The following is a 25,357-nucleotide window of genomic DNA, read 5'->3' on the forward strand; positions in this document are numbered from 1 at the left end:
CGGCAGGCGGCTCCCAGGCCGTCGCGGCGAACGGTGCGGCGCCCGTCGGCAGACGCGCTCGTTCGGTTGCCTCTTGCCGGTCGGAATGCGAGCGAGCAGCGGCGCGGACGGCGGTCAGCGCCGGGCAGCGGATGCCCGGCTCGGTTCCGAACCCGCGACACCCGCTGGTACCCTCCGCGTTCCTCTGTGCGCGGCCCGCCCGCCTCCATGCGTGTCGAAGACGCTCCACGGAACCGCCCCACAGTCCTGCGCCTGGGCGCAGGATGCGTTCAAGGCGTGGCGACGAGCGAGTAGTTGGTGGTGAACGCCTGCACTTGAGAGTTCTGTGCGGTGTAGAGGAGCTTTGTTTCGGCGGAGGAGGCGTCGAGGACTACCTTGACGCCAACGTTCGCGGTGATGTTGTTGGTGGCCAGGTAGTTGCGGGCGCCGCCGGCGACCAGGATGATCGTCGGGTCGGAGCCGGCCGGGCTGATGTTCTCCGGGGGTACGGAGAAGGAGAACTGGTTGCCGATCACGGCGTTGTCGTCGCCGCTGATGCGCATCATGCCGTAGAGGTCGTCGAAGCGGGTGCTGGTGCCGTCGCCGTACACCCGCCGGAAGTGGTTCGCGGAGATCAGGTTGCCCGAGCTGCCGTTCTGCAGCGAGATCATGCTCGGGAAGTCGCTCAGCAGCTTGTTGGCGGAGATGGTGCAGCGGTTCGATTCGATGAGGGTGATGTTGCAGGCCCACAGGATGGTGTTGCCGGTGATGGAGAGCCCCTCGGTCCTCTCCGCGTGGACGGAGTAGCCGGCCCAGGCGCTGATGAGGTAATTGTTGGTGATCTTGACGGACTGGGAGGCGCCGGTCAGTTCGATGCTGCTGCCGCACTCGGCGACGAAGTTGTTGGTGAAGCTGCAGGCGTCCGCCCCGTTCACGGTCATGGCGTGTTCGAGGTAGACGAAGCCCATTCCCTCGAAGCGGAAGGAGTCGTTGTCCGACTGCACCGATATGCCGATCTTGGAGTTGCCGGGCGTGTACGGCTTGACAGCCGACACACCGTCGATGCAGAAGTCCTGGAAGACGATGCCGCTGAGCCGGCCGACGTCGTCCGGCCGTCCGGCGCGTTGCACCAGGAACGCTTCACTGTGGCCATCGGTGTTCATCACCCGGACGTGGCTGGAGCCGGGCTGCACCTCCCCCCACGAGCCGGTGTTGGACCCGTCGCGGATGGCCTCGGACAGGAAGCCGTGTCCGGAGCCCTTGATCGTCAGGAAGCTGATGTCGACGATGACCCGGGTGAGAAGGTCGTAGTGGCCCGGCGGGATGTAGATGACGGCGCCGGGCCGGGTGTTCTGGGTGGTCTGCCTGGACTTGATGTCCGCGATGATCTCGTTGATCACCCGGCCGATGTCGGTGTAGGGCGACACGCTGGCCGCGAAGGTGGTGACGTCGTAGACGGTGTCCGCCACGGGGATGATCCTTCCGGTTGAAGACCTCTGGTCACAGGACGCCGACGATCGCCCTGTACGACCGATGCGACGTGCTGGTGTGCTTGGTGTGCTGAGGGGGCTCGGGAGGGGCCGGTACGGTGGCGTGCGCCGGCAGGGGCCTGGTGGCGTTCAGGGACGCCACCGTGGTGAGCGCCGCGAGCGCGGCGCCCCTCAGCACGGTGCGCCGGGAGGGGGCGGGCTGTCGGTCGGAATCCATGGCGGCTCCTCGTGGAGTGGGGCGTGTGCAGGGGTCAGCGGACGGCGCCCGCGGTCATGCCCGCGATGACCTGCTTCTGGAAGGCCGCGTAGATCGCCAGCTGCGGCAGGAGGACGAGGGTGGCGGATGCCATCATCGCGCCGTAGTTGACGCTGTAGACGCCCTGGAACTGGGAGACGGCGAGGGACGCGGTGGTCAGCGACGGGTCGTTGATGAGCGTGACCGCGAAGGGGAACTCGTTCCAGACGTAGATGACGTTGAGGATGGCGAGGGTGGCGACGACCGGCCGCATGAGCGGGAAGACGATCTTCCAGGCCATGCGCCAGAGCCCGACCCCGTCCATCACCGCCGCCTGTTCGATGTCGTCGGGGAAGTCCCGCAGGAACCCGGTCAGCAGCAGGATGTTGAACGGGATCGAGACGGCGATGTACGGCAGGATCAGCGCCGCGTAGGTGCCGAACAGGCCGAGGGCGATGTCGATCCGGTACACCGGGAACAGCAGGATGTAGACGGGGATGGCCAGTCCACCGAGGAAGTAGTACCGGAGGGTGTTCTGCGTGCGGCGACCGCCCCTGCGGAAGACCATGCGCGTGAGCGCGAACGCCGCCAGGTAGGAGATGAACAGCCCGACCGTGACGGAGACGACGGCCAGGATCAGTGTGTTCTTGTACATCACCAGCAGGTTGAGGGTCTCCAGCGCCTGTTGGTAGTTGGCCAGAGTGAGGTGGGAGAACGAGAAGGGGTGGGCCAGGATGGTGTCGTTGGTCTGGAACGACAACAGCAAGATCCACAGCAGGGGGATCAGGATCACGAAGGTGATCAGGTAGGCGGCCGCCGAGGCGACGATCACGCCGCGTCCGCTGCGCCGGGGCCGGCGCGGGACGGCCTTCCGGGACGGTCGCGGCACCGGCCGTGTGCGGACGCCGGACTTGGTGTCGGTGTGCATGTCGGTGCTCAACTCCGCTCCTGTCTGCGTCGGTTGCCGAGAAACGTGGCCGCGGAGGCGAGCGAACCGACCACGAACACCACGACCGCCAGGGCCATGCCGTAGCCGTACTGCTGAGTGGTGAAGGTGATGTGGTACATGTAGCTGACCATGACCTCGGACAGGTGGACGGGACCGCCGCCGGTGAGCGCGTAGACGAGTTCGAAGACCTTGAAGACGCCGGTGACGACGAGGGCGGTGACGATGCCGAACGTCTCGCGCAGCATCGGGATCTGGATGTGCCGCAGTTGCTGCCAGCGTGACGCGCCGTCGAGGCTGCTGGCTTCCATCACGTCGCGGGGCAGCATGCGCAGGCCCGCGTAGAAGATGGTCAGGACGAAGCCGACCTGCTGCCAGAGGTAGACCAGGCCGATCGAGTACGGGCTGAGCGTGGGACCGCCGATCCACTGCGGCCCTGCCGGTAGGCCGATCGCCAGCAGAAACGCGTTCACCAGGCCGATCTTCGGGTCCAGCATGAAGATCCAGATCAGTCCCACCAGGATCGGCGCGATGATGGCCGGGGCGAAGACGAGCGCCCGCAGCGCGCCGCTGCCCCTCACCCGGCCGCTGAGCAGTACGGCGAGCAGGAAGCCCAGGGGGATCAGCAGGAACAGGGCGATGCCCAGGATGACTCCGGTGTTGCGCAGGGAAGTCCAGAAGACATCGTCCTGCGCCATCTGCCGGTAGTTGCTCAGGCCGGTGAACGCGGTGGCGGAGACGCCGTCGTAGTCGGTGAAGCTGTAGTAGAGCGAGTACAGGATCGGGTAGATCATGTACACGCTGTAGAGGAGGAGGGCCGGCGCGATCATGAGGGTGAAGTGCCGGCGCGTGGTGAGCCAGTTCATGCCGTTCCCGTTGTTCGAGGCATGCCGAAGAAGGCTGGTGCGGGCGACTACTTGATGGACTTCTGGACCTTCGCCGCGGCCTCCTCGGGGCTCAGGCTGCCGCCCATGACCCCGTAGAAGCTGTCGTACATGGCGCTGGCGGTGGCAGCGGAGACCACCAGGTCGGGCTGGGCCTGGGGGCTCTTCCAGCCGGGCTTGGCCGCTTCGGCGAGAACACCAGCGAAGACCGGGTTCTTCGCCGGGTCCACGGTGGGCTTGTACGTGGTGACCGGCGGCTGGCCGTTGTCGACGAGGATCTTCTGGCCCGCGTCGCTGTAGTAGAACTGGATGAACGCCTTCACCGCGGCGTACTTCTTCTTGTCCTGCTTCACCTTGGCGCTCACCACGAACGGCGCCGAGGGGACGTTCATGACGAGGTTCTGGTCCCCGACGCCGTCGGAGAAGGTGGGGCCGGCCCAGAAGCCGGTGCTCTTGCCCACCTTGCTCTCCTGGATCTTGTGCGCGTCCCAGACGCCCGTGTCGAGGAAGGCCGCCTTGCCGTCCGTGTACGAGGCGACGGCCTGGGCGTACGTCTGGGTGTTCATGTTGGCGGGGAAGGCGCCGGCCTTGGCGAGTTCTTCCACGTGCTGGTACAGGCGCACGAAGTCGGCGTTGTCGTAGCGTGCCTTGCCGACCAGGATGTCCTGGTACTTCGCCTCGAACCCGAAGCGGTCGAGCATGGTGAGGAAGGCCCAGACGCTGAACGAGGAGGTGTTCGCTCCTTGCGCGATCGGCACCACGCCCGCGGCCTTGAGCTTCTTCACCGCAGCGAGCAGGTCGTCGAACGTCCTGGGCACGGCGATCCCGTGTGCCCGGAGGATGTCCTTGTTGTAGTAGAAGCCGGTGACCAGCGCCTGGTAGGGGACGCCGTACTGGACGTTGTCGAAGCGGAAGGCGGCCAGCATGCTCGGCTTGAACTTCGAGTGGAGGTCGTTCTCGGCGAGGATCAGGGAAAGGTCCAGCAGGTTGCCGTTCTTGGCCATGGTCTTCGCGAGTGAGTCGTAGACCCAGAACATCTCCGGCAGCGTGCCGCTCTGCGCGGCGATGGTCATCCGCTGTTCGTGCTGGTCGACCAGTTGACCCTCCAGCTTGACCTTCATGTCGGGGTGCATGGCGTTGAACGCCTGCACGAGCCGCCAGGTCGCCGGGTCCTGTGTCTTGCTGTCCGGGTTGTGCATGGACAGGGTGATCACACCGTCCGACGACGAGCCGTTCGGTGAGTTCACCGCGGAGCCGCAGGCCGTGCTGGTGGCCAGCAGTGCGGTCGCCGCAGCGGTGAACAGGAGCCGGCGCGAGATGCCGGAGCGCGGTCCCGACGAGGAGGACGCGGGCTGGGAAGAGGTCGCCATGGTGCTGTTGCCTTCCGGGAAACACAGGGTGAGGCGGAACCGGCGTGGGGGAGGGGCTCCGGGGAGGTGATGCGCTACGGGCCGTCGGGTCCGGGGTGTGTACCGGTGCCGCTCGGGCGTTCGGCGTGGGACCGGCGTGACGGTCTGACGCAAACGTTTCGATGAAAGGTACTCGGCAGGTCTGGACTGTCAATACTGCGCGTCGGAGAAGTTCCGAGCGGGTCAACGTCCTTGCTGGTTGAACCCTATTGACGGTCATCGTCGAGCATGCGAAAGTCTGCGCAATCGTTTCGATGAGTCGGACGGTGAGCGGTGGACGGCGCATCGGTCGATCCCATGAACCGGTGGACCGTATGGCGCTGCGCAGTGACGGACCGGATCATGGATCCAGTCCCACGACACGAGGAGGCGGCGAGCGGCAGTGGCCACGATCTCCGACGTTGCACGGATGGCCGGCGTATCGACGTCCACCGTGTCGCACGTCATCAACGGCACGCGGCCGGTCCGCGATGAGACCCGCACCCGGGTCGAGGAGGCGGTAAAGGCCACGGGCTACCGGCGCGACAGCCTCGCTCGCGCGCTGCGCCGCTCTCGCACGGACTCCATCGGACTGGTCCTGACGGACATGGCCGAGCCGGCTTTCGCGGCGATGGCCCGCGGTGTCGAACGGGAGGCCATGGGTGCCGGCCTGACCGTGCTGCTGGCCAACTCGGGCGAGGACGCGGAGCTGGAGGCGCGGGCGCTGGAGGTCCTCGCCGAGCGTCGGGTCGACGGCCTCCTCATCGCTCCGGTGGCCCGGTCACGCCGGGAAGTGATCACCGCGGTCATCGACCAGGGCACGCCGGTCGTCCTGATCGACCGCCTCAACGGGGTCAGGGCCGATCAGGTGGGCGTCGAGAACACCGCGCCCATGCGGGAGCTGGTGCTGCACCTGGCGGAACGGCACGGCCACCGGCGGATCGCGCTGGCCGCGGGTGACACCGGCGTGTCCACCATCTCCGAGCGGCGGCGCGGCTATCTCGACGCACTCGACGAGGCCGGCATCGAGGTCGACGACGCCCTGATCGTGACCGGAAACGGGCGGGCGGACGACACCCGCGAGCGCATGACGAGTGTCCTGCGGCAGCACCGGCCGACGGCCGTGGTCGCCGCCAGTACCGAGACCGCGGTGGGTGTCCTGACGGCGGCAAAGGGGCTGAGCCTGACCACGCCGGAGGACTTCGCCTTCGCCACCTTCGACGGCTTCCCGCACACCGACCTGTTCCGGCCCGGTATCACCGCGGTCGCCCAGCCGGCCCACGAGATCGGGGCCACGGCGATGCAGCTGCTGCTCAGCCGTATCGACGGCACCCTCACCTCCCGGCCCCGCACCGTCCGCCTTGAGCCGGAGATCACCTACCGGGAGTCCTGCGGCTGCCCGGCCTGAGCCACTCCACCACAGCAAGGGGCGGCAGGAGAGGTCCAGTCTCCCGCCGCCCGAGTTCAGCGAACCATCACTGAAGGGGTCAGTCTCCCATGCCCTCGCACGCCCTCGAACACCTCACCCGCCCCGCGCGGGCCCGCACCGCCCGCGTCTCCAGCTGGGACCAGCGCGGCCGTAACCAGGACTACTGGACGACCCCGGCCCACTCCAGCCGTGTCCTGGCCGACCTCGAAGGCCCCGGACGGATCAGCCACATCTGGATGACCCAGTTCTGCCGCCGCACCCTCGGCCCGGGCCTGATCGACCCCCTGGAGGCCGACACCGTGGCCCCCGTGATGGAGATCCACAACGCGCTCGGCGTCAACTGGGAAGAGCCGGACCCGGACTACTACCGCAAGGTCCTCATCCGGATCACCTGGGACGACGAAGAGGAGCCCGCCGTCCTCGTCCCGCTCGGCGACTTCTTCGGCATCGGCCACTGCATGCCCAACAGCTACCAGTCGGCCCTGTTCACCGTCTCCGCCAAGCCGGAGGAATCACTGATCTTCGGCGGCAGTGCGGCCCTGAACTGCTGGGCGCCGATGCCCTTCAACAAGCGCGCCCGCATCGAGCTGGTCAACGAGAACGACCTGCCCATCCAGCAGTACTTCTACATCGACTACGAACTGTTCCCCGACGAACTGGCCGAGGACACCCTCTACTTCCACGCCCGCTGGAGCCGCAGCAACCCCTGCAACGGCTGGGCCCCGGACATCCAGACCAACAGCCCCGAGGCCAACATCACCGACCTGACCGGTGAGGACAACTACGTCATCCTCGACACCGAGGGCAAGGGCCACTACGTCGGCTGCAACCTCTCCGTCCACCACCGGCAGGGCAGTTGGTGGGGCGAGGGCAACGACATGATCTGGATCGACGACGACTTCCTGCCCGACGGCTCCACCAGCTGGCCGCCCTCCCTGCATGGCACCGGCACCGAGGACTACTTCAACCACGCCTGGGGGATGCAGAAGAACGCCTACCTCTACCACGGCGCGATCCTCCACGAGGCCGACGTCCCCGGCTACTCCGTCAACTACCGCTTCCATGTCGCCGATCCGATCCGCTTCGAGGAACGCATCAAGGTCTCCATCGAGCACGGCCACGGCAACCACCTCGCCGACGACTGGGCCTCGACCGCGTACTGGTACCAGACCCTGCCCTCCCCGAAGGCGATGATCCTGCCGCTGGAACAGCGCCTGCCCGTGCGTCCGGCCGGACAGCCGATGCCGGTTCCGGCCGCGCGCTCCGGCGCGGTCGCCGAGGAGATCGCCGTCATGCGCGAGCGCTACCAGGCCCGCTTCGAACGCCATATGAACAACCTCGCCGAGCGCACCCGTCTGAGGGGCGAACGCTCGCTGCAGGAGTCCGAGGCCAACATCAAGCAGGCCGCCGCCGTCCGTCGCCGCTACGACGAGCGCGCCCATGACTGAGACCCAAGTACCACCGGCGCTCGACACCCACTTCCCGGCGGTCCACCTCCGCCCGCCGGCGCACTGGATCAACGACCCCAACGGCCTGGTCTTCCACGACGGCCACTACCACGTCTACTTCCAGTACAACCCGCACGGCGCCCGCCACGCCGACATGCACTGGGGCCACTTCCGCAGCCCGGACCTCATCCACTGGGAGCTCCTGCCGGTGGCCCTCGCCCCCACACCCGGCAGCGACGACGAGGGCGGGATCTGGTCGGGCAACGCGGTCTCGCACGACGGCCGCCTCACCGCCTTCTACTCCGCCCGCCACCCGGACCGCCGGCACCAGCCGGTGACCTCGGCGGTGTCGTACGACGGCGGTACGACGTTCACCAAACGCGGCCGGCTGCTGATACCGGAGGCACCCGACGACACGACGATGTTCCGCGACCCGTACGTGTGGCAAGACGGCGGCCGCTGGCGGATGCTGGTCGGCGCGGCCTTGGCCGACGGCCGCGGAGCAGCGCTGGAGTACACCTCCGGCGACCTCGACCACTGGTCGTACAAGGGGGTCTTCCTCGCCCGGCCGCCCCACCCGCTTCCCTATGGCCGCAATACCGAGGAAGGCTGGGAGTGTGCCCAGTACGCCGCCTTCCCGGACGGCACCGGTGCGGTACTTGCCAGCGCCTGGGATCCCGAGGAGGGAGCCAGCTGCGCGATCTACTGGCCGGGCCACGAACAGGACGGTGAGTTCCAAGCCGCGGCGCCACCCCGGCTCCTCGACCACGGGCCCGACTTCTACGCCCCCGCCCTGCTGCGCGCCCCCGACGGGCGCCGGCTGATGTGGGCCTGGATCTGGGAGGCCCGAGACGAGGAACGCGTCGGCGCCCCCAGCGCCTGGACCGACGAGGTCGGCTGGGCCGGAATGCTCTCCCTGCCCCGCGAACTGACCCCCGGCCCGGACGGCGAGCTGATCCAACAGCCCGCTCGCGAGCTGCTCGCCCTGCGCGGCGAACGACGGATCGTCGCCGCGGGAAAGGCGAGCGCCGAGCAGCCGGCCGACCTCGGCGAGGTAAGCCGGGCCACCGATCTGACCGTGTCCCTCGAGCGCGGCGGACGTCTGCGGCTGCTCACCTCGCCGGACGGGACGGAGTACCTCGACATCGTCCACCACCTGCTCACCGGCGAACTGGTCGTCGACCGCGACCATGCCTCCCTCGATTCCCGCGCCAAGGGCGGCAGCTGGCGCCTTCCGGCAGAGGGGCCCACCGCGACGCTGCGGATCCTGCTGGATCACTCGGTCGCGGAGATCTTCACCGCCTCCGGCTGTGCCCTCACCCTGCGCTTCTATCCCGTCGGCGAGGGGCCTTGGCGCGTGCAGATGGGCGCCATGGGAGTCGGCTCCGCCGCTTACACGGTCGGCGCCTGGGACCTGAGCAAGGACCCGGTCGCCGACTCCTGACCGTGCCACGGGCGCCCCGCCGAGATCGATGTGCCTCGGCGGGGCGTCTCGTGCGTGGGCCAGATCTCTTCCGCACCTGCGCAGAGCTCGTCGACGGGCAGTGAGGCGTCCTTCGCCGCGCTGTGCGGGGTCAGCCCGGTCGAGCGTTCCTCGGGCAGTCGGCAGTACCGTCGCCTGAACCGGGGCGGCGACCGGCAAGCGAACGCGGCCCTGCACCGGATCGTGCCGACTCGCCTGCGGGTTGACCCGCGTACCCAGGACTACGACGAGCGCCGCAGCAAGGCGGGCAAGACTCGACGCGAGATGGTCCGAAGCCTCAAGCACTACGCGGCCGAGAGGTCTGCCACCTGGTCAGACCCGTGCAGTCGTCACCCCCGTCATAGGGGCAGTCGCGAGAGGGTCTGACGCGTGAGTGAGACACCGTCGAACACCCTGCAATACCGTGAACCCGAACCCGCATCTGCGCACCCTCCACCACATCTGCATCGTGGCGATCGACCTCGACCGGGCCGTGGCGTACTACGAGAGCCTCGGCGTCGGGCCTTGGTACGACTACCCGAAGAGCACCGCCTACAAGGAGTTCGAGGTGCCCAGCCGTGAGGCGTCGGCGGCGATGCGCTACAAGTGCGCCAACCTCGACAACGTGCAGCTCCAGCTCTGCAAGCCGCCTGAACTCGACTGCCCGCAGCGGCGGTTCCTCGACGAGCACGGCGAGGGCGTCCACCACCTCGGCTTCGAGACGCCGGACCTGACCGACGCGCGGGCCCATGCCGGGCGGCTCGGGCTCGGCGTCCTCGCGCCCGGGCGGCGCGCCGATGGCAGCGGCTTCTGCTACTTCGACACGCGGGAGGGAGCGGGGGTGGTGCTGGAGGTGCGCCGCACCCAGCGGTGACGTGCGCTCAGGCCAGTCGGCTCAGCGCCGCCGACACCAGCGTCCGCACACCGGGCACGAGTACTGACGACGGTTCGGGAGCGAACAGCGGGCTGTGGTTGCCCGGCACGTTGCCGAACTTCTCGGCGAGGTCGTCGCCGGGCGCCGCCTCCCAGACATCGGCAGGGGTCGCCGTCACGTACCAGTAGTCGTACGGCACACCCTCGGGCGCGAGCAGGGAGAAGTCCTCGCTGCCCATGGCCGGACCGAAGTCGAAGACTGTGGCTGCGCCGAAGAGTTCACGGTGCACAGCCGCGATCTCACCGTCCAGCGAGGCGTCGTTGACGGTGTTCGGATAGCCGGGCCGGACGGTGACCTCGGGCGGTACCGTGCAGCCCGCCGTCCGGCACTCGCCCGCGACGATCCGGCGGACGGCGCCGAGGACGCGCTCACGCACCCGTGTGTCCTGCGTGCGCAGGTTCAGGGCGAGCCGGGCCTCGGCGGGGATGATGTTGTGCTTCGTGCCGGCGTGGAACCGGCCGACCGTCAGGACTACCGACTCGCGCGCCGCGACCTCCCGCGACACCACGGTCTGCAGGTGCGTGACGATGTACGCGGCGGTCACCACCGGGTCGACGGTCGACTCGGGGCGTGAGCCGTGGCCGCCGACGCCGTGGACGACGACGTCGATGTCGTCGGAGGCGGACATGGTCAGGCCGGGCGTATGCGGGTAGAACCCGGCGAGGCCGGGTGTGACGTGCTGGCCGAGCAGCACGTCGGGGCGCGGGAAGCGCCGGTGCACTCCTTCGGCGACCATGGCCGCCGCCCCACCGCCGGACTCCTCCGCAGGCTGTCCGACGACGACGAGCGTGCCGGACCAGGTGTCGCGGGCGGCGGCCAGGACTTCGGCGGCGCCCGCGAGCCAGGTGACGTGCAGATCGTGGCCGCAGGCGTGCATCACGCCGTCGACGGTGGAGGCGTACTCCAGGCCGGTGGCCTCCTGGACGGGCAGGGCGTCCATGTCGCCGCGCAGCCAGACGACGGGACCGTCACCGTTTGCCAGGACGCCGACCACTCCGGTGCGGCCGACGCCCTCGGTCACGTCGTAGCCGGCCGCGCGCAGCCGTGCGGCTAGCCTGGCCGCGGTCCGGTGCTCCTGGAAGGCCAGTTCGGGATGGCGGTGCAGATCCCGGTAGAAGTCCTGCAGTTGGGCGGGTTTCAGGTCGGCGGTGAGGTCCAGGGTGAGGCGGGCTGCGGTGGTCGGCTCGCTCATGCCAGCTGCTCCTTCTCCTCGAAGGGCGGGACGCTCGCCAGCAGGCGGCGTGTGTAGGGGTGTTGCGGGGTGCGGTAGACGTCCCGTACGGGCCCGTGTTCCACCACTTCTCCTTGGCGCAGGACGGTGACCTCGTCGCTGACGTGGCGGACGACGGCCAGGTCGTGCGAGATGAAGAGCATCGTCAGGGACAGGGAACGGCGAAGTTCCTCGAGGAGGTTGAGGACTTCGGCCTGTACGGAGGCGTCCAGCGCCGACGTGATCTCGTCAGCGATGATCACCTCGGGTTCGACGGCCAGCGCGCGGGCGACGGCGATCCGCTGCCGCTGCCCGCCGGAGAACTCGTGCGGGTACCTGCGGGCCGCCGAACCGTCGAGCGCGACCGTCTCCAGCCAGCGCTCCACCACCGCCGCGTTCCTGCGGGCGTCGGCCCGTACCGGGTCGACGGCCTCGGCGATGGCCTGGCCCACGGTCATGCGCGGGTTGAGGGAGGCGTACGGGTCCTGGGAGACGAGCTGCACCCGGCGGCGCACCGCCGTGAGCCGTCCGCCCCGCAGACCCGTGAGGTCCTCGCCGTCGAGGGTGATGCGGCCCGCGCGCGCCGGATGGACGCCCACGATCGCCTTGGCGATGGTCGACTTCCCGGAGCCGGACTCGCCGACCAGGCCGAGCGTCTGCCCGGCCCGTACCCCCAGGGACACACCGTGCAGGACGGTTCTCGCGCGCTTGCCGTGGCCGAAGGTGACGGTCAGGTCCTCGACGGCCAGCTTGTCCATGGTCACGCGGGCTGCACCTCCTGGCGTACGGCGTGGCAGGCGACGGCGTCGATCAGTTCGGGCCGTTCACTCGTGCAGGCGTCGAGCGCGACCGGGCAGCGGTCAACGAACGCGCACCCGGCGGGGCGGGCGGCGGGCGCCGGTGGCCGACCGGGGATGGTCGCGAGCAACGAGCGCTCTTCGCCGTGGGGTTCCTCCAGGCGCGGGCTCGCGGCCAGGAGCGCCTTGGTGTACGGGTGCCGGGCGCGGCCCGCTCGTAGATCGGCAGTCGACAGCTCCTCCACTACCCGGCCTGCGTACATCACCAGGACCCGGTGGCACAGGGTGCCGACCACACCGATGTCGTGGGAGATGAACAGGATGCTCGTGCCGCGGGTGCGGTTGATGTCCTTCAGCAGCTCCAGGACCTCCGCCTGGACGGTGACGTCGAGGGCGGTGGTCGGTTCGTCGGCGACGATCAGGCGGGGGCCCGGCAGGACGGCCGCGGCGATCACCGCGCGCTGCCGCATACCGCCGGACAGCTCGTGCGGGTACTGCTTCACGACCCGGGCCGGGTCCGTGATCCTGACCTGTTCCAGAGCCTCGAGGGTACGGTGCAGCGCCTCAGTCCGGGGCACGGCCTGGTGCACCCGGAGCGTCTCGGTGAGCTGACCGCCCATCCGCAGCGCGGGGTTGAAAGAGGCCGACGGATCCTGGAAGACGATGCCGATCTCGGTCGCCAGCCGCTTGGGGTCGGCGGCGGGAGCGGCCAGGTCGAGGTCGCCCAGGGTGAGTTGGGCCGCGTGGGCCGTCAGCCCGTCGGGCAGGAGCCGCGCCACGCTCATCGCCGTGATCGACTTGCCGGAGCCGGACTCGCCGACCAGGCCGACGATCTCGCCGGGCATGACGTGGAAGGAGACGTCGTCGACGAGGCGGGTGCCATCCGGCAGGGCGACGGACAGGCCGTCCACCGTCACCAGCGCGTCCTTCGGGGCTCGGTGCGAGTGCGGAGGTACGACGACGGGTCGGGGCGCCCTGGTCTTCGTACCGCCGCCGCGTGGGTCGAGTGCCGTGGCCAAGCCGTCGCCGACGAAGCCCGCGAGGACGCCGGTGACGGTGATGGCCGCCGCCGGGCCGATCGCCTCGGCCGGGGTGGTGTAGAGGGACTCCAGACCGGAATTGAGCAGCGCGCCCCAGTCGTAGTCCGGCGACTGCACGCCAACGCCGAGGAAGGACAGGCCGGACAGGGCCACGAGGACGTTGGCGAACGCCACCGACAACAGCACCAGCAGCGGCCCGGAGATGTTCGGTAGGAGATGCCGACTGAGCAACCGGGAGGGCGGTACGCCCATCAGGCGGGCCTGGGTGACGAAGTCGCGCTGGGCGACCGAGGCCGCCATGTTCGCGGTGAGGCGGGCGAAGGCGGGCGCGCCGCCCAGGCCGATCGCGAGGATCGAGGCGGTGGGTCCGGTGCCCAGGACCGTGGCGATCACCATCGCCAGCAGCAGCGCCGGGTAGGAGATCATGACGTCGATCAGCCGCAGCCCCAGTTCGCGCACGCGCGGGCCGGACACCCAGACGACGGTGCCGAGGAGGATCCCCGCGACGGCCGCGAGCGCGGTGGCGGCGACGGTCATCTCCAGGGTGAGGCGGGTGGCGACCAGGGTGCGGGCCAGTACGTCGCGGCCGAGGGCGTCCGTGCCGAGCCAGTGCTCGCCGCTCGGATGCGCGCGGGCGTCGCCGCTCAGGGTGGTCGCCTCCCCTTCCCACAGCAGCGGCGCGACGATGCCGAGTACGGCGATCAGGCCCAGCCCGGCGAGGGCCGTGACCAGAGGTGCGTTCCACCGTATGCGGCGCATCAGTGTCCTCCCTTTCCGGTTCCGGCGAGGGTGCGTGGGTCGAGCAGAGCGAGGGCCGCGTCGGCGAGCAGGTTGAGCAGGGCGGCGAGGAGGCCGAGGACCAGGACACAGCCCTGGATCACGGGGTAGTCGCGCACCAGCAGCGCCTCGACGACGCGCTGCCCGATACCGGGCCACGCGAACACCGACTCCACGATGACCGTGCCCCCGAGCAGGCCCGCGAGGATCAGTCCGCCGAGGGTGAGCGTGGCGGTCAGCAGATTCGGCAGGGCATGGCGGGCGTAGAGGCGCAACGGCGGCAGCCGGCGTCCGCGCGCGGTGCGCATGTAGTCCTGGGCCAGGACGTGCGCGGCCTCGGTGCGCACGATGCGGGTCATGACGCACGTGCCGGGCAGGACGAGCGCGGCGACCGGCAGCACCATCGACGAGACGGTCTCGGCGCCTGCCGCCGGGAGCCAGCCGAGCTTGATGGCGAAGCCCAGGACGAGCAAGGTGCCGATGATGTACTCGGGCGTCGCGCCGACCAGACCGGTGACGAAGGTGAACGCCCCGTCGGTGCGGCGGCTGCCGCGCGCGGCGACGGCCAGCCCGATCGGCACCGCGAGCACCAGAACGCCGAGGACGGAGAGGAACGCGATCTCGGCGGTGAAGGGCAGACGGGCGCCGATGATGTCGGCGACGGGCTCCTTCGTCTGGAAGGAGGCGCCCAGATCGCCGCGGAGCAGACCGCTCACATACGTGCCGAACTGCGTGAACAGCGGCCGGTCCAGGCCCAGTTCGTGCCGGGCCCGCTCCACGTCGGCCGGCGCCGCGTCGGCGCCGGCCACCACGCGGGCCGGGTCGCCGGGTATGAGCTGCACCATCAGGAACGTGCCGACGACAAGCGTGACCGCTACCGCGGCGAGCCCGGCTAGGCGCCGTACGAGGAAGGTGCCCCAGGGGCCGAGCAGGCTCGTGCGCCCGGCCCCCGCGGCATCCACAGCGGCCGCCATCAGCCGGTGACCCGGAGCGTGGAGACGGCGACCGAGCCTCCCGGCATCGCGAAGGCGATGCCCTCGCGGGCGACATAGTGCACGTTCACCGTGGCGAGCGGGATGACGTCGTGGGCCTTGAGCAGGGCGTCCTGCGCCTTCTGCCAGGCGGCGCACTTGGCGTTGCGGTCCGTGGTGGAGGTGGCGGCGACATAGTGCGCGGCAAAGCCCTTGTTGTCGACCGCGCCGTAGTTCTGGCCGCCCTCGGCCGGTTCGGGGCCCAGGTAGTAGGCGCCGCCGCGCGCGAGGCTGCCGGTGATCAGGGGGAAGACGGTGGCGTCCCAGTCGCCCTGGTTAGCGGTCACGTCGGTGGCCCAGGTGGCGTTGTCGGCGTTGGCGAGCTTCACCTCGGCGCCGGCGGCGCGCAGGGCCTCGGCGACGTAGGAGTTGCCCGCGCCGCCCGCCACCGCGTTCGACCCCTCCAGCTTGATCGAGACACCGGTGAGCGCCTTCTTCGCCGCGGCCGGATCGGTCGAGGTCAGCAGGGAGGTGTCGGTGGAGACGCAGGCGGACTTCTCGTCCACGTACGAGGTCATGACCTGGCCCGCGCCGCCGAACACCTTGTTGAACGCCGTCGCGCTCACCGCCTGGGCGACCGCCTCGCGCACCTTCGGATCGGAGCCGGGACGGCCGGGGCGCTGGTTGAAGGCGATGAAGTTGCGGATGAACGGCACCGACCTGACGGCGTAGGCGTCGTCGCTCGTGAACCGCGCGACATCGGTGCCGGTGAACGGGGCGAGATCCAGGGCCCCGGTCTGGAGCTGGTTGGCGAGGGTCGACTCGTTCTTCGAGATCTGGATCCGCAGGGTGTGGGCGGGCTTCCCGGCGGGCTGCGCGGCGAAGCGCGCGAACGCGTCGTAACCCTTGCGCAGTCTCAGCTCGTACGAGGCGCCACGCTGCGCCTTCACCATCTCGTACGGGCCGGACGCCGCGCCCTTGACGGCGCCCCGGGCGAGCGCGGCGGCACCCGCGTCGAGTCCGGCCTTGCAGATGATCCCGGCGCCGGTGCCGGCCAGGCCGGTGAGGACCTCGCCCCAGGGGGTGGCGGTGGTGATGGTGACGGTGCCGGCCGAGTCGTCGCCCGTGATCGTGGTCTTCTTTCCGGCGTTCGCCGCGCCGAAGGTCAGCAGCGCGCCGGCCGAGGTCGCCCGGAAGTGCTCCAGCGAGGCGACGACCTGCGAGGCGGTCAGCGCCGAACCGTCGGAGCAGGTCAGCCCCTTCTTCAGCGTCAGGGTCGTCTTCGTCGGCGTGGACGTCCACGATTCGGCGAGCCCGGCGACGAACGTGCCTCCGTCGTCCTGGCCCAGCAGCGGCTGGTACAGCAGCGACGTGATCACGTAGTCGGTAGCGCCCGCGCCCTTGGCGGGGTCGAACGAGGTGACGTCAGAAGTCACGCCGATCCTGACGGTGCCGCCGCTCTTGCCGTCGCCCGACGAAGGGCCGTCGGCGGAGCCGGTCGTGCAGGCGGTGGCCAGGAGCGAGGCGGCGGCGGCCACGGAGGCACCGGCGAGGAACCGCGAACGATGCATGAAGGAACTCCCCAGGGCTGAGGGCGGAGCGGGGGGTGCGGTGTGATGCGGGATACAGAACAGGCCACTTCCCGGCCCGGCCCGAAATTGCAAGAATCCGCGACCGGAGGCTGATCGAATGCAGGAATCCGCACCATCTGCCGCCCCGGGTACGGGCGACACCCCGTCCCGGGGAACACTCGATGAACTCGACCTCGCGCTCGTCAACGCGCTGCAGATGGCACCCCGCGCCCCCTGGGCGCAGCTCGCCCGGCCCCTCGGCGTGGACGCCGCGACGCTCTCACGTCGCTGGGCCCGGCTGCGTGACTCCGGCGCCGCCTGGGTCACCTGCTACGCGGCGCCCTCCCAAGTGACGTACGGGGCCATGGCCTTGATCGAGGTGTCGTGCGTGCCGCAGGCCCGGGAAGCCCTGGCCGAGCGGCTCGCCCGGCATCCGCAGGCGATGAGCGTGGAGTTGGTGGCCGGATCCTGCGACCTGCTCCTGACCGTGGCCACGGCGACGATGTCGCTGATGAGCGGCTACGTCCTCGCCCTCAGCCGTATCGAGGACGTAACCGCCACCCGCACCCACCTGGTGCAGCACCTGCACCGCGAGGGAAGCGAATGGCGCATGGACTCGCTCTCCCGCGACCAGCAGCGCGACCTGGCGGAAACCGAGGAAGCATCCCATCGGACGGCCGCCGGGGCCACCCTCACGGCGGAGGACCGCGTCCTGCTGTTCGCCGTCGCCGAGGACGGCCGCCGCCCCGTCGCCTCGATCGCCGCCGAACTGGAGCGCCCGGAGTCGACGGTCCGGCGGATGCTGAACTCGCTGCTGCACGGGGGCCGGGCCGTGCTGCGCTGCGACGCCGCCCACCTGCACGCGGGCTGGCGCAGCACGGCCACGCTCTGGATGTCCGTACCGCCCGCGCAGCTCACCCGCGCCGGGGATGAGCTGTGCCGGATGCGGGACACCCGCATGGCGGCGTCGGTGTCCTCCGAGGCCAACCTGCTGACCGTCGTATGGCTGCACTCCCTCGACGACCTCGCCCGCTACGAGACCCAGGTCGCCGCCAGGATCCCCGCGACGCGGGTGCTGAACCGTACGGTCACCCTGCGCTGGGTCAAGCGCATGGGCCGCCTGCTCGCCGACGACGGCCGCAGCACCGGCTGCGTCCCGATCGACGTCTGGCACCCGGTCGCCTGAACTTCACGAGGTCTGGCACCCGGTCGCCCGATTCGCCCCTCCCGAGCCTGCTGCGCTTTCCGGCACCTGACCCCCGCCCCTGGCGGATCCGTGCAATCCGGCGGGGCGGCGGGGCCGGTCCCCGAGGCTGACGGCACCGCCAGACGGCCCGCCCCGGGCCCACGAGCGAGAGGGGAAACCCATGCCGCCCACCGACCTCGGCTATCTCAGCGCCACCGAGGCGCTGAGGCTCTTCACCCGCCGCGAGCTGTCGCCCGTCGAGCTGATGCGGGCCGTCATCGAACGCGCCGAGAAGGTCGAACCGCGGATCAACGCCTTCACCGAACGCCTCTTCGACCAGGCGCTGGGACAGGCCCGGCACGCAGAGGACCGCTATCTAGGCAGGAACGGCCTCGCCCCCCGCCCCCTCGAAGGCATTCCGGTCGCGGCGAAGGAGAAGCACGCGATCCTGGGCCGTTCCCTGACCGAGGGCTCCCTCAGCAAAGAGGGAGACATCGCCACCGAGAACCACCCAGCGGTCGACCGCATCCTCGACGCCGGTGGGATCATCCATGCCCGCACCACCACCCCCGAGTTCTCCCTCGCCACCTACACGCACTCCCGCATGTGGGGCATCACGCGCAACCCCTGGAACCCGGACTTCACCCCGGGCGGCTCTTCCGGCGGCTCCGGCGCGTCCCTCGCGGCCGGTACGTCCCTGCTCGCCTCGGCCTCCGACATCGGCGGCTCCACCCGCATCCCGGCCGCGTTCACCGGCACCGTCGGCTTCAAGGCCCCCTACGGCCGCAACCCCGGCCTCGGTGTGCTCACGGCCGACCACTACCGGGGCGACGGCCCGATGGGTCGTACCGTGGACGACGTCATCGCCTTCCAGAACGTCCTGTCAGGACCCGACCCCCGCGACCACGCCTCGATCGGCCCCAAGCTCACCCTGCCCACCACGTACGAGGACGTGACCGGGATGCGGATCGCCTTGTGCGTCCGCCTCGGCGAGTACGACGTCCACCCGGAGATGGAGGCCGGTACCCGGGCGGCAGCCCAGGCCCTCGCCGACGCCGGCGCCACCGTGGAGGAGATCACCCTCCCCTGGACCCACCACGACCTGCTGACCGCGATCGCAGGCCACTTCTCCACCATCTTCGGCGCCGTCGTCATCGAGGCCGCCGAAACCCACCGCGACCTGCTCAGCCCGTACGCGGTCGCCTTCGCGGACGTCATGTCGTACGCTCGCACCCAGGCGAGCTACCTCGACTCCCTGCGCGCCGAACACCGGCTCCAGCGCCAACTCGCCACCGCCATGGCCGGATTCGACGCCCTGCTCTGCCCCACCACCGCCGTCCCCGGCTGGCACGCGGGCGACGACCTCACGGGCGACAAGGTCGTGGTGCACGGCGAGGAAGTCGCGGACACCTTGTGGTGTGCCATGACCAACCCGTTCAACATCAACAACCGCTGCCCGGTCCTCAACGTCCCCTCGGGCATGTCGAGCTGGGGCCTCCCCACCGGCCTCCAGATCGTCGGCCACCCCTACGACGACCCGACCGTCTTCCGCGTCGGCAAAGCCCTGGAGACCACACGGCCCTGGTCGTACGCACCCGTCCAGGACCGTCTCGCCTGACCGGCTCACGCCCGTTGCGCTGACGCTTACCTGGAACAAAGGCCACACCGTCGACCGCGAACATCAACAGCCGTCCGTGGGCGTCCGGGCCAGTCCAGGATGGGCGCGTAATGCCAGATCAAGGCATCCTGGTCCGGGGGAGTCGACGCAGTCCGGTGCGGTGAGAGGCCGGGTTCCATTGCTCCGGGCGTTGAGGTGCTGTCGAAGGGGGCGAGGGATCCGCCGATCGGCTCGCCGCTCTTGCCGCTGGCGACCCCTGATCGCGTAGCTTGCCTTCGTGTGCTGTTTTTGCTCGTCCGGGATCAGGTTCGGGGTGTTGCGTGAAGGGGGTTGAGCAGGTCCTGCGGTTCCTGAGCGGTAGCGAGATGGGGGGCGGGAGGATGGGTGGGTGCTGTCCCGGGCCCATGGTCTGACTCATGATATTTCTGACCGAAGTGTCCTGCTGTCACAGTGTCGGCCGGTGGTCGGGGACGGTGCGTTGCCGGTGCCGGGCCGGCGGGGTGTGTCCCGATAGGGGCCTGTCGACAGTTGCGGCGTCCTCACGATTCTGACCGCCCGACGCGGCCCGGTACCGGCAACGCGACGCGACATCGGACCGGAAGGGAAAGGGGCATGTGCAGTTCGACACTGCCCGGTACGACGCCTGCTCCGCGGGCCCGCCGTCGTCGCCCGGCGGGGGAAGTGGTGCTGGGCGTGGACACACACCGGGACGTCCACGTGGCTGCGGTGCTCTCCTTGACGGGGGCGCTGCTTGCCTCTGACGAGTTCCCGGCCACCGCGGCTGGATACCGGGATCTGCTGAAGTGGGCGAGGAAGTCGGGAACCGTGGAGCGGGCCGGCGTGGAGGGGACCGGCTCCTATGGGGCGTCCCTGTCCCGCTATCTGCTGGCCCAGGGCGTGGACGTGTTTGACGTGAATCGGATGGATCGGGCGGATCGTCGGCGGCGCGGTAAAACGGATCCGCTCGATGCCCAGAATGCGGCGCGAGCCGTGTTGAGCGGGCGGGCCCGCGCCCGGGCCAAAACGGGCGACGGGCCGGTGCAGGTTGCGAGAATGTACAAACTCACGAAGGCATCGGCTGTCAAAGCCCGCACCCAGGCCATCAATCAGCTCAAGGCCGTCCTTGTTACTGCTGATCCCGCTTTACGGGCAGAGCTGGCCGGACTGGGCAATGCCGAACTCCTCCGTACCTGTGCACGGTTCGCGGACGCGAGCAGTTGCGAGGAGGTCGGCGAGGAGTCGGTGCTGCAGGCCACTCGGATCACGTTGGGCTGGCTGGCTCACCGGATCGGCCAGCTCTCCGAGCAGATCCGGGACGTGGAGACTCGTCTTGCCCGGCTCGTGGAATGCCATGCCCCGCAGCTGCTCGACGTGGTGGGGATCGGCCCGGACACGGCGGTCACGTTGCTGATCACGGTGGGGGACAACCCAGACCGCCTGGACAGCGAGGCGTCCTTCGCCGCGCTGTGCGGGGTCAGCCCTGTCGAGCGTTCCTCGGGACGCCGGCAGTTCCGTCGCCTCAACCGAGGCGGCGACCGTCAGGCCAACGCCGCGCTCCACCGCATCGTGTTCACCCGCCTGCGGGTGGACCCGCGCACCCAGGACTACTACGAGCGCCGCATCAAGGAGGGCAAGACCCGGCGCGAAATCGTCCGTTGCCTCAAACGCTATGCTGCCCGCGAGGTCTTCCACCTGGTCAAACAGCTACAGCCAGCACCCTGCTCATAGGGGCTGTGATACGGCGAGGCGCCGGTGTCCGCCCTGGCGGCCCCTCTGCGCGGAGCCGCGAGACGACGAAGCCGCATCGGAGTGCTCCCGGTGCGGCTTCGTCTCGAATTCGACTGTCCTGGCGCGCATGACGCGCTTGGCTCCTCATGCAGTTCGTGTTCCTGCGATGCACTCGAGGACGCTGGATTTGCGATCGCAGCCGGCGAGACGGAGATCCGTGAGGCGAGATGGGGATCCGTAAGCAGTCACGCAGATCACGCCACCGGTGCCGGCCGCCCCGCGGATCTGGTCGTCGGTGAGGTTGCGTCTCGCGTCAGCGGGTGCGCTTGGCCAGGCGACCGGCGAGGGCTTGGCGAACGTGTTCGTAGCGCGCCCGGTCGCGCTCGACATATTCGAGGATCTCGAGTGCGGTCTCGGTATCGCCGCGTGTCGCCTCCCGGTAGATCAGCCAGATGCCGTCGCGTACCTGTTCGTGGATTTCCGCAGTGACGCTCTCGTCGGCCTCCCCCAGGACGAGGCGCCAGAGGGCCAGCAGCAGTTCCTCGACGACGACGGGCGCCAGGTCTTCCTGGAACGCGGCCATGATGACCCCTGCCGCAGGCGCGGCTACAGGGGCAACCATCGCCTGGTCCTCGACGTGTCCCTCGAGTGTTGCCACGCCCATCTCGGCGAGCGACCGAGCGGAGATGATCCGCCGCATGTCCTCCCCGACATGGCCGCCCTCACCGCACCGGCACTCGTACGCCCCCCAGTCAATCCGGGAGAGCTCGATCATCCAGGGGGCCAACGCCGTTCCTTTCGGTAAGCACCTTCAAGTTTGCTCGAATCAGGCAGCAGGACCTCGCAAACGTCGCAGATCGCCTTCTCCTGCCATATCTTCCCCATGCAGTCCTTGAGGTTCTCGAGCCGCATGGCAGGGGTGAAAACTGCAAGATCCGGGTCCCAATTGGTGACCTCAAGGATGGTGATCTCGGCGCAGCTTCCATGGCCGGAGCAGGTGGTGGCGATCTCCCCGGTCTGAGTGTGGACCGCGGCGGTCCAAGTGGCCACGCGCGCCGCGCCGGCGGATTGTCCCGACACCGCGTCGCGCAGAGCAGCAGCGTCGCCGAGCCGCTCGTCCAGCGTCCAGTCCCCGAAAGCTTGCTGCCGATGCACGGTGGGCATAGCGCCTGTTCGCTTACCCCGCGTGCCTGTCTTGGCATCGCCGTAGCGGTAACCGTGCGGACCCCGCTGCGGGTTGGCCCCCTTCGTACCCGCGGCGCCGGTGGCTGGGGCGTCAGGCTGGGAGGCCGCACTGGACGCAGATTCCGCTGCGTCCTGGGGCGTGGCCTTCTCAGGAGCCGCCGCATTACCGCCGGCCGCGTCATGGGCCGCTTCAGTGGGGCCTGTGCGCGGAGCCGTGAGACGACGAAGCCGCACCGGAAGGCTCCGGTGCGGCTTCGTCGTGAGATCGGCTGCGCTGTCGGGCGACGCGGTCGGCACCTCTGCGGCCTATCCTTGTGGCGCTTTGTGGCCCGCTGCCTTTGTGATTGCCCTCGCCAACGTGTCTAGCAGCCGGGTTTGTCAGGCGTTTTGTTGCACTGAGTTGGGACGGTGCAGACCAGTATGAATGCTTGGCCGACTCTCGCTGCGCTGGGCGGCCTGATATCCCGCCACCCCTGCTAGTAGCTTTCGTACCAGTCATCCCCGCCCTGGTTCAGTCGGCGGGAAAGGTAGTCCTGCAAATTGTTGGCGACCCACTTGCGACTGTCGCTCTCGTGCTGCCAAACGAAGATGTCCGGTCGCGCCGGGCGCAGCACGAGGCGAACTGGTCCCCGCCTCCATTGTCGCCGAAGAAGAGAAATGGATCGAAGGGCATGTAGAGCTCGACGAAGGAGCGTTCCCGACGGAATCTCAGGTTGTCCCGGACAATTCTTTCCAAGGACCAAACGGCGTCCGAACTCGTGCGTCCAGTGATTCCGTCGGTCTCCGACAAGAGGTTTTTCAGCTCCTGTGGAAGGGATTCCCCCAGCGAGCGCTCCGCTTCCTCAAGGTCGACGGAAAGGACAGGGTCCCTGAATGTAGCGCCGACGTAGGCCTCGGCAGCCAACGTCTTTCCACACTGGGGATTCCCTTCACTCAAGCTTCACTCCGCAACAGGATACAACATTCGATCAACTAGCGGATCCGAGGCTCGAATTCCCCACCCACGAAATCGTCGATGAACGTAGCATAGTCCAAAATCTCCTGCCTCGTGGCCGTCGGATGAGTGTTGTAAAAGCCGTTCCACAGAATTTCGTATGCGGCTTAGGTGGAGCTCGCTGTTGACGCTGCTCGGGATCCCCCGCAGGTTTTTCGGTGCGTTGAGTTCGTCAATGGTGAATAGCCCGGGGTATCTTTTCAGAACCTGTCGCTCCACTGCATGGTGGACCCACTATCCGCTACTCGCCTTCACGCTTGGGTTCGCGGTAAAGAAATTGGCCCGGTAGTCCGCGCTTACCGGGGCGCCGTTGCCGACGGCAGCGGGCCTTCTGGTCGGAATGTCCCCGCTGACTGCGTCTCCGCACTTGTTGTTCTCCGGCCCGCAGAAGGAGATCGGCGACTCGGTGACGCTCCCGGTCCCCGGCGCAGGTCCGGCACCTCCCCTGCCCCTCACCAGGAAGGAACCCGGTCCGGATGCTCGCGCAAGCGTCTTGTCGTAGCGGGTGGCGATGCCTCGCCAGTCCTTCATCTTGTTGATGGCCCGCTCGACCGTGTTGCGGTCGCGGTAGAGATTGGCGTTGTGGGTGACGGGCCTGCCGCCACGTCTGCCTTTCTTCTGCCGGTGCGGAATCGCCAGATCACCCCCTCGCGGCTGGCAGTAGAGCCCTGGGGCGGCCGCCGTGGGTTAAGTCGGCGGAGCCAGACCTCGGCCGTGACCGCAAGGGCGCCAGCCGGGGGAGGTGGGCGCGGCTCGCGTCGGGAGATCCGCTCAACATGGTTGGTCCCGCTCGGCGTGTTTCGGCCAGGCGCGCGTCGGCGCGGTAAAAGATCGGTGCGGCCAGCTGTCTGACCTCGAGGAGGTTGCTCGTGACCGCCGCCCAGGACCTGGAGCGCATCTGGGAGCTCCATATCAGCAACGAATTCGTCACGCTCGATGTCGATGCGGCCATGGCCACGATGACGGACTCACCTGAGGTGCTCCATGTGCCCACAGCCATGGGCGCCCGCGGCAGGCTGGCCGTCCGGGACTTCTACGCCCGCTGGTTCGTAGGACACAATCCGCAGGACTTCACGATCACATCGCTGAGCCGCACCACGGGACGCGACCGCATCGTCGATGAAATGCTGATCTCGTTCACCCATGACAGCCAGGTGCCCTGGATCCTTCCGGGGGTGGCCCCGACTGGGCGCCCCGTCAGCATCGCCGTGATCGCCATCGTGACTTTCGAGGGCTCCTTGATCTCGAGCGAGCACATCTACTGGGACCAGGCATCGGTCCTCAGCCAAACGCAACTCATCGAGCCCGCGGCGCTGTCACGGCTGCCCGTCGTGACGGACCAGCGTGCGACCCTGACAGACGGCCCCCTCAATCAGCTGGTAGACAGGGGCAACCGCTTGCCGTGAGGTCTGGCCGGAGCGGCGCTATGGCCGCAGCCGTGTAGAAAGCCTTCAGCGTCGACATGTCAGCCGCGTGGTGCTGCTTGGAGGTACGTCGTAGGGTCCTGCGGATCAGGTGGACCTTGCTGGTCAGCCCGCCGCACGAACGCCCGAGCCGGGCGGCCTCAGGCGGACCCGGCGCCTGCGCCGGATCCGCCGCCGCTCTCGTCTACGCGGGTCGGACTCGTCCGCCTCGTCCTCGGCCTAAGGTGCACTCGCCGGGACAGCCGGGAGTGATTTCGGTGTTGCCGTCGGCCGGCCGGCGCAGCAGGGTCACCCGGGTGTTCTCGGCAGTGAACGGCCCGGAGCCGATCCGGTACCGCAGCACCAGGTCATCGGTACGCAACGGCAGCCAGCCGTCCTGTTCGGACGTGGTGTAGTGGGGCACGGTGAACTGCCGGTTCAGCACGTTGAAGCTGGGCAGGTCGAGGAAGTCCTTGGTGGAGTACTCCAGGCGTACCACCTTGCAGGTCAGCACCTGAAACCGCGCGTTGCCGGAGAGGACCGTCGCAGGGCCTTCGCGGCCTTGGCCGCGGTCAGGTCCACCTTTGTCGACAGGTCCACCGGTGAGGTGTCGGACGGGCAGGCGCCATGTCCGAGCCGGCCGAGGCCGTCACCGGTTGGACGATGGCCGGTATGGCCAGCG

The 25,357-nt window shown here is 69.0% G+C and carries 23 protein-coding genes; 9 read left to right on the forward strand and 14 right to left on the reverse strand.

The features are described from left to right. Positions 1-269: 269 nt before the first annotated feature. The 5 genes from ACF1GV_RS09585 to ACF1GV_RS09605 are packed head-to-tail and all read right to left on the reverse strand — an operon-like array spanning position 270 to position 4,904. The gene (locus tag ACF1GV_RS09585) at positions 270-1,448 is read right to left on the reverse strand and encodes a NosD domain-containing protein (protein WP_391679453.1); all 1,179 of its coding nucleotides are present in this window, start codon (positions 1,446-1,448) and stop codon (positions 270-272) included. Positions 1,449-1,479: 31 nt separating this feature from the next. Beyond that, entirely contained in the window at positions 1,480-1,686 is a 207-nt protein-coding gene (locus tag ACF1GV_RS09590) for a hypothetical protein (protein ID WP_391679451.1), read from the reverse strand. A gap of 34 nt (positions 1,687-1,720) precedes the next feature. Continuing rightward, a complete protein-coding gene (locus ACF1GV_RS09595; RefSeq protein WP_391679448.1) occupies positions 1,721-2,644 on the reverse strand; it encodes a carbohydrate ABC transporter permease in 924 nt (307 codons plus the stop codon). Continuing rightward, positions 2,641-3,516, reverse strand: a complete 876-nt coding sequence (locus ACF1GV_RS09600) for a carbohydrate ABC transporter permease (RefSeq protein ID WP_391679444.1) — start codon at positions 3,514-3,516, stop codon at positions 2,641-2,643. Before ACF1GV_RS09600 ends, ACF1GV_RS09595 begins: the two co-directional genes overlap by 4 nt. A 47-nt stretch (positions 3,517-3,563) precedes the next feature. Next, entirely contained in the window at positions 3,564-4,904 is a 1,341-nt protein-coding gene (locus tag ACF1GV_RS09605; protein ID WP_391679441.1) for an ABC transporter substrate-binding protein, read from the reverse strand. Positions 4,905-5,325: 421 nt separating this feature from the next. Here ACF1GV_RS09605 and ACF1GV_RS09610 point away from each other — a divergent pair, with 421 nt between their 5' ends. The 5 genes from ACF1GV_RS09610 (at position 5,326) to ACF1GV_RS09630 (ending at position 10,135) form a co-directional block, all read left to right on the forward strand. After that, positions 5,326-6,330, forward strand: coding sequence for a LacI family DNA-binding transcriptional regulator (locus ACF1GV_RS09610; protein WP_391679439.1), 1,005 nt, complete (start codon positions 5,326-5,328; stop codon positions 6,328-6,330). A gap of 89 nt (positions 6,331-6,419) precedes the next feature. Further along, complete coding sequence (locus ACF1GV_RS09615) at positions 6,420-7,799, forward strand: glycoside hydrolase family 172 protein (protein ID WP_391679436.1); 1,380 nt, start codon at positions 6,420-6,422, stop codon at positions 7,797-7,799. Then, complete coding sequence (locus ACF1GV_RS09620) at positions 7,792-9,243, forward strand: glycoside hydrolase family 32 protein (RefSeq protein ID WP_391679434.1); 1,452 nt, start codon at positions 7,792-7,794, stop codon at positions 9,241-9,243. Before ACF1GV_RS09615 ends, ACF1GV_RS09620 begins: the two co-directional genes overlap by 8 nt. A 54-nt stretch (positions 9,244-9,297) precedes the next feature. Further along, the gene (locus tag ACF1GV_RS09625) at positions 9,298-9,648 is read left to right on the forward strand and encodes a transposase (RefSeq protein ID WP_391679574.1); all 351 of its coding nucleotides are present in this window, start codon (positions 9,298-9,300) and stop codon (positions 9,646-9,648) included. 37 nt (positions 9,649-9,685) lie between these two features. After that, positions 9,686-10,135 carry a VOC family protein gene (locus ACF1GV_RS09630; RefSeq protein ID WP_391679429.1) on the forward strand — a complete coding sequence of 150 codons (450 nt, stop codon included), beginning with the start codon at positions 9,686-9,688 and terminating at the stop codon, positions 10,133-10,135. Positions 10,136-10,142: 7 nt separating this feature from the next. Here the strand turns inward: ACF1GV_RS09630 and ACF1GV_RS09635 are convergent, their stop codons facing one another. From ACF1GV_RS09635 to ACF1GV_RS09655, 5 genes are read right to left on the reverse strand one after another with little or no spacing between them, the layout of a single operon-like run. Next, on the reverse strand, positions 10,143-11,387 hold the full coding sequence (locus ACF1GV_RS09635; RefSeq protein WP_391679426.1) for an amidohydrolase: 1,245 nt from the start codon (positions 11,385-11,387) through the stop codon (positions 10,143-10,145). Next, a complete protein-coding gene (locus tag ACF1GV_RS09640) occupies positions 11,384-12,163 on the reverse strand; it encodes an ATP-binding cassette domain-containing protein (RefSeq protein ID WP_391679650.1) in 780 nt (259 codons plus the stop codon). The genes ACF1GV_RS09635 and ACF1GV_RS09640 overlap by 4 nt, the downstream gene beginning before the upstream one ends. A gap of 2 nt (positions 12,164-12,165) precedes the next feature. Next, positions 12,166-14,001, reverse strand: coding sequence for a dipeptide/oligopeptide/nickel ABC transporter permease/ATP-binding protein (locus ACF1GV_RS09645; RefSeq protein ID WP_391679423.1), 1,836 nt, complete (start codon positions 13,999-14,001; stop codon positions 12,166-12,168). Further along, on the reverse strand, positions 14,001-14,981 hold the full coding sequence (locus tag ACF1GV_RS09650) for an ABC transporter permease (RefSeq protein ID WP_391679421.1): 981 nt from the start codon (positions 14,979-14,981) through the stop codon (positions 14,001-14,003). Before ACF1GV_RS09650 ends, ACF1GV_RS09645 begins: the two co-directional genes overlap by 1 nt. Positions 14,982-14,992: 11 nt before the next feature. Further along, positions 14,993-16,561 (reverse strand): ABC transporter substrate-binding protein, encoded by a 1,569-nt coding sequence (locus ACF1GV_RS09655; RefSeq protein ID WP_391679418.1) that lies wholly within the window; start codon positions 16,559-16,561, stop codon positions 14,993-14,995. 118 nt (positions 16,562-16,679) lie between these two features. On the opposite strand from ACF1GV_RS09655, the gene ACF1GV_RS09660 reads away from it, so the two are divergent. The 3 genes from ACF1GV_RS09660 to ACF1GV_RS09670 all read left to right on the forward strand — a co-directional run bounded on the left by ACF1GV_RS09660 (position 16,680) and on the right by ACF1GV_RS09670 (position 21,093). Next, positions 16,680-17,747, forward strand: coding sequence for an Lrp/AsnC family transcriptional regulator (locus ACF1GV_RS09660; RefSeq protein ID WP_391679415.1), 1,068 nt, complete (start codon positions 16,680-16,682; stop codon positions 17,745-17,747). Between the two features lie 181 nt (positions 17,748-17,928). Next, positions 17,929-19,365: an amidase gene (locus ACF1GV_RS09665; RefSeq protein WP_391679412.1), complete on the forward strand. Its 1,437-nt coding sequence runs from the start codon at positions 17,929-17,931 to the stop codon at positions 19,363-19,365. A gap of 717 nt (positions 19,366-20,082) precedes the next feature. Next, complete coding sequence (locus tag ACF1GV_RS09670) at positions 20,083-21,093, forward strand: IS110 family transposase (protein WP_391679406.1); 1,011 nt, start codon at positions 20,083-20,085, stop codon at positions 21,091-21,093. 313 nt (positions 21,094-21,406) lie between these two features. Here ACF1GV_RS09670 and ACF1GV_RS09675 read toward each other — a convergent pair whose 3' ends face one another. The 3 genes from ACF1GV_RS09675 to ACF1GV_RS09685 form a co-directional block, all read right to left on the reverse strand. Then, positions 21,407-21,868 (reverse strand): hypothetical protein, encoded by a 462-nt coding sequence (locus tag ACF1GV_RS09675; RefSeq protein WP_391679403.1) that lies wholly within the window; start codon positions 21,866-21,868, stop codon positions 21,407-21,409. Continuing rightward, the gene (locus tag ACF1GV_RS09680; protein ID WP_391679400.1) at positions 21,865-22,257 is read right to left on the reverse strand and encodes a hypothetical protein; all 393 of its coding nucleotides are present in this window, start codon (positions 22,255-22,257) and stop codon (positions 21,865-21,867) included. The genes ACF1GV_RS09675 and ACF1GV_RS09680 overlap by 4 nt, the downstream gene beginning before the upstream one ends. A gap of 532 nt (positions 22,258-22,789) precedes the next feature. Then, entirely contained in the window at positions 22,790-23,215 is a 426-nt protein-coding gene (locus tag ACF1GV_RS09685) for an SMI1/KNR4 family protein (protein ID WP_391679577.1), read from the reverse strand. Between the two features lie 926 nt (positions 23,216-24,141). Here ACF1GV_RS09685 and ACF1GV_RS09690 point away from each other — a divergent pair. Further along, positions 24,142-24,678 carry a nuclear transport factor 2 family protein gene (locus ACF1GV_RS09690; RefSeq protein ID WP_391679398.1) on the forward strand — a complete coding sequence of 179 codons (537 nt, stop codon included), beginning with the start codon at positions 24,142-24,144 and terminating at the stop codon, positions 24,676-24,678. Positions 24,679-24,880: 202 nt separating this feature from the next. On the opposite strand, the gene ACF1GV_RS09695 is transcribed toward ACF1GV_RS09690, so the two are convergent. Beyond that, on the reverse strand, positions 24,881-25,189 hold the full coding sequence (locus ACF1GV_RS09695; RefSeq protein WP_391679395.1) for a hypothetical protein: 309 nt from the start codon (positions 25,187-25,189) through the stop codon (positions 24,881-24,883). Between the last annotated feature and the right edge of the window lie 168 nt (positions 25,190-25,357).

It is taken from the genome of Streptomyces sp. NPDC014006, from assembly GCF_043088925.1.
GTDB lineage: Bacteria > Actinomycetota > Actinomycetes > Streptomycetales > Streptomycetaceae > Streptomyces.

Coding starts and splice junctions, on each gene's coding strand:
- ACF1GV_RS09590 (WP_391679451.1), bottom strand. CDS start 1,686: ATGGATTCCGACCGACAGCCCGCCCCCTCCCGGCGCACCGTGCTGAGG.
- ACF1GV_RS09600 (WP_391679444.1), bottom strand. CDS start 3,516: ATGAACTGGCTCACCACGCGCCGGCACTTCACCCTCATGATCGCGCCG.
- ACF1GV_RS09605 (WP_391679441.1), bottom strand. CDS start 4,904: ATGGCGACCTCTTCCCAGCCCGCGTCCTCCTCGTCGGGACCGCGCTCC.
- ACF1GV_RS09615 (WP_391679436.1), top strand. CDS start 6,420: ATGCCCTCGCACGCCCTCGAACACCTCACCCGCCCCGCGCGGGCCCGC.
- ACF1GV_RS09620 (WP_391679434.1), top strand. CDS start 7,792: ATGACTGAGACCCAAGTACCACCGGCGCTCGACACCCACTTCCCGGCG.
- ACF1GV_RS09635 (WP_391679426.1), bottom strand. CDS start 11,387: ATGAGCGAGCCGACCACCGCAGCCCGCCTCACCCTGGACCTCACCGCC.
- ACF1GV_RS09640 (WP_391679650.1), bottom strand. CDS start 12,163: ATGGACAAGCTGGCCGTCGAGGACCTGACCGTCACCTTCGGCCACGGC.
- ACF1GV_RS09645 (WP_391679423.1), bottom strand. CDS start 14,001: ATGCGCCGCATACGGTGGAACGCACCTCTGGTCACGGCCCTCGCCGGG.
- ACF1GV_RS09655 (WP_391679418.1), bottom strand. CDS start 16,561: ATGCATCGTTCGCGGTTCCTCGCCGGTGCCTCCGTGGCCGCCGCCGCC.
- ACF1GV_RS09660 (WP_391679415.1), top strand. CDS start 16,680: ATGCAGGAATCCGCACCATCTGCCGCCCCGGGTACGGGCGACACCCCG.
- ACF1GV_RS09665 (WP_391679412.1), top strand. CDS start 17,929: ATGCCGCCCACCGACCTCGGCTATCTCAGCGCCACCGAGGCGCTGAGG.
- ACF1GV_RS09675 (WP_391679403.1), bottom strand. CDS start 21,868: ATGATCGAGCTCTCCCGGATTGACTGGGGGGCGTACGAGTGCCGGTGC.
- ACF1GV_RS09680 (WP_391679400.1), bottom strand. CDS start 22,257: ATGCCCACCGTGCATCGGCAGCAAGCTTTCGGGGACTGGACGCTGGAC.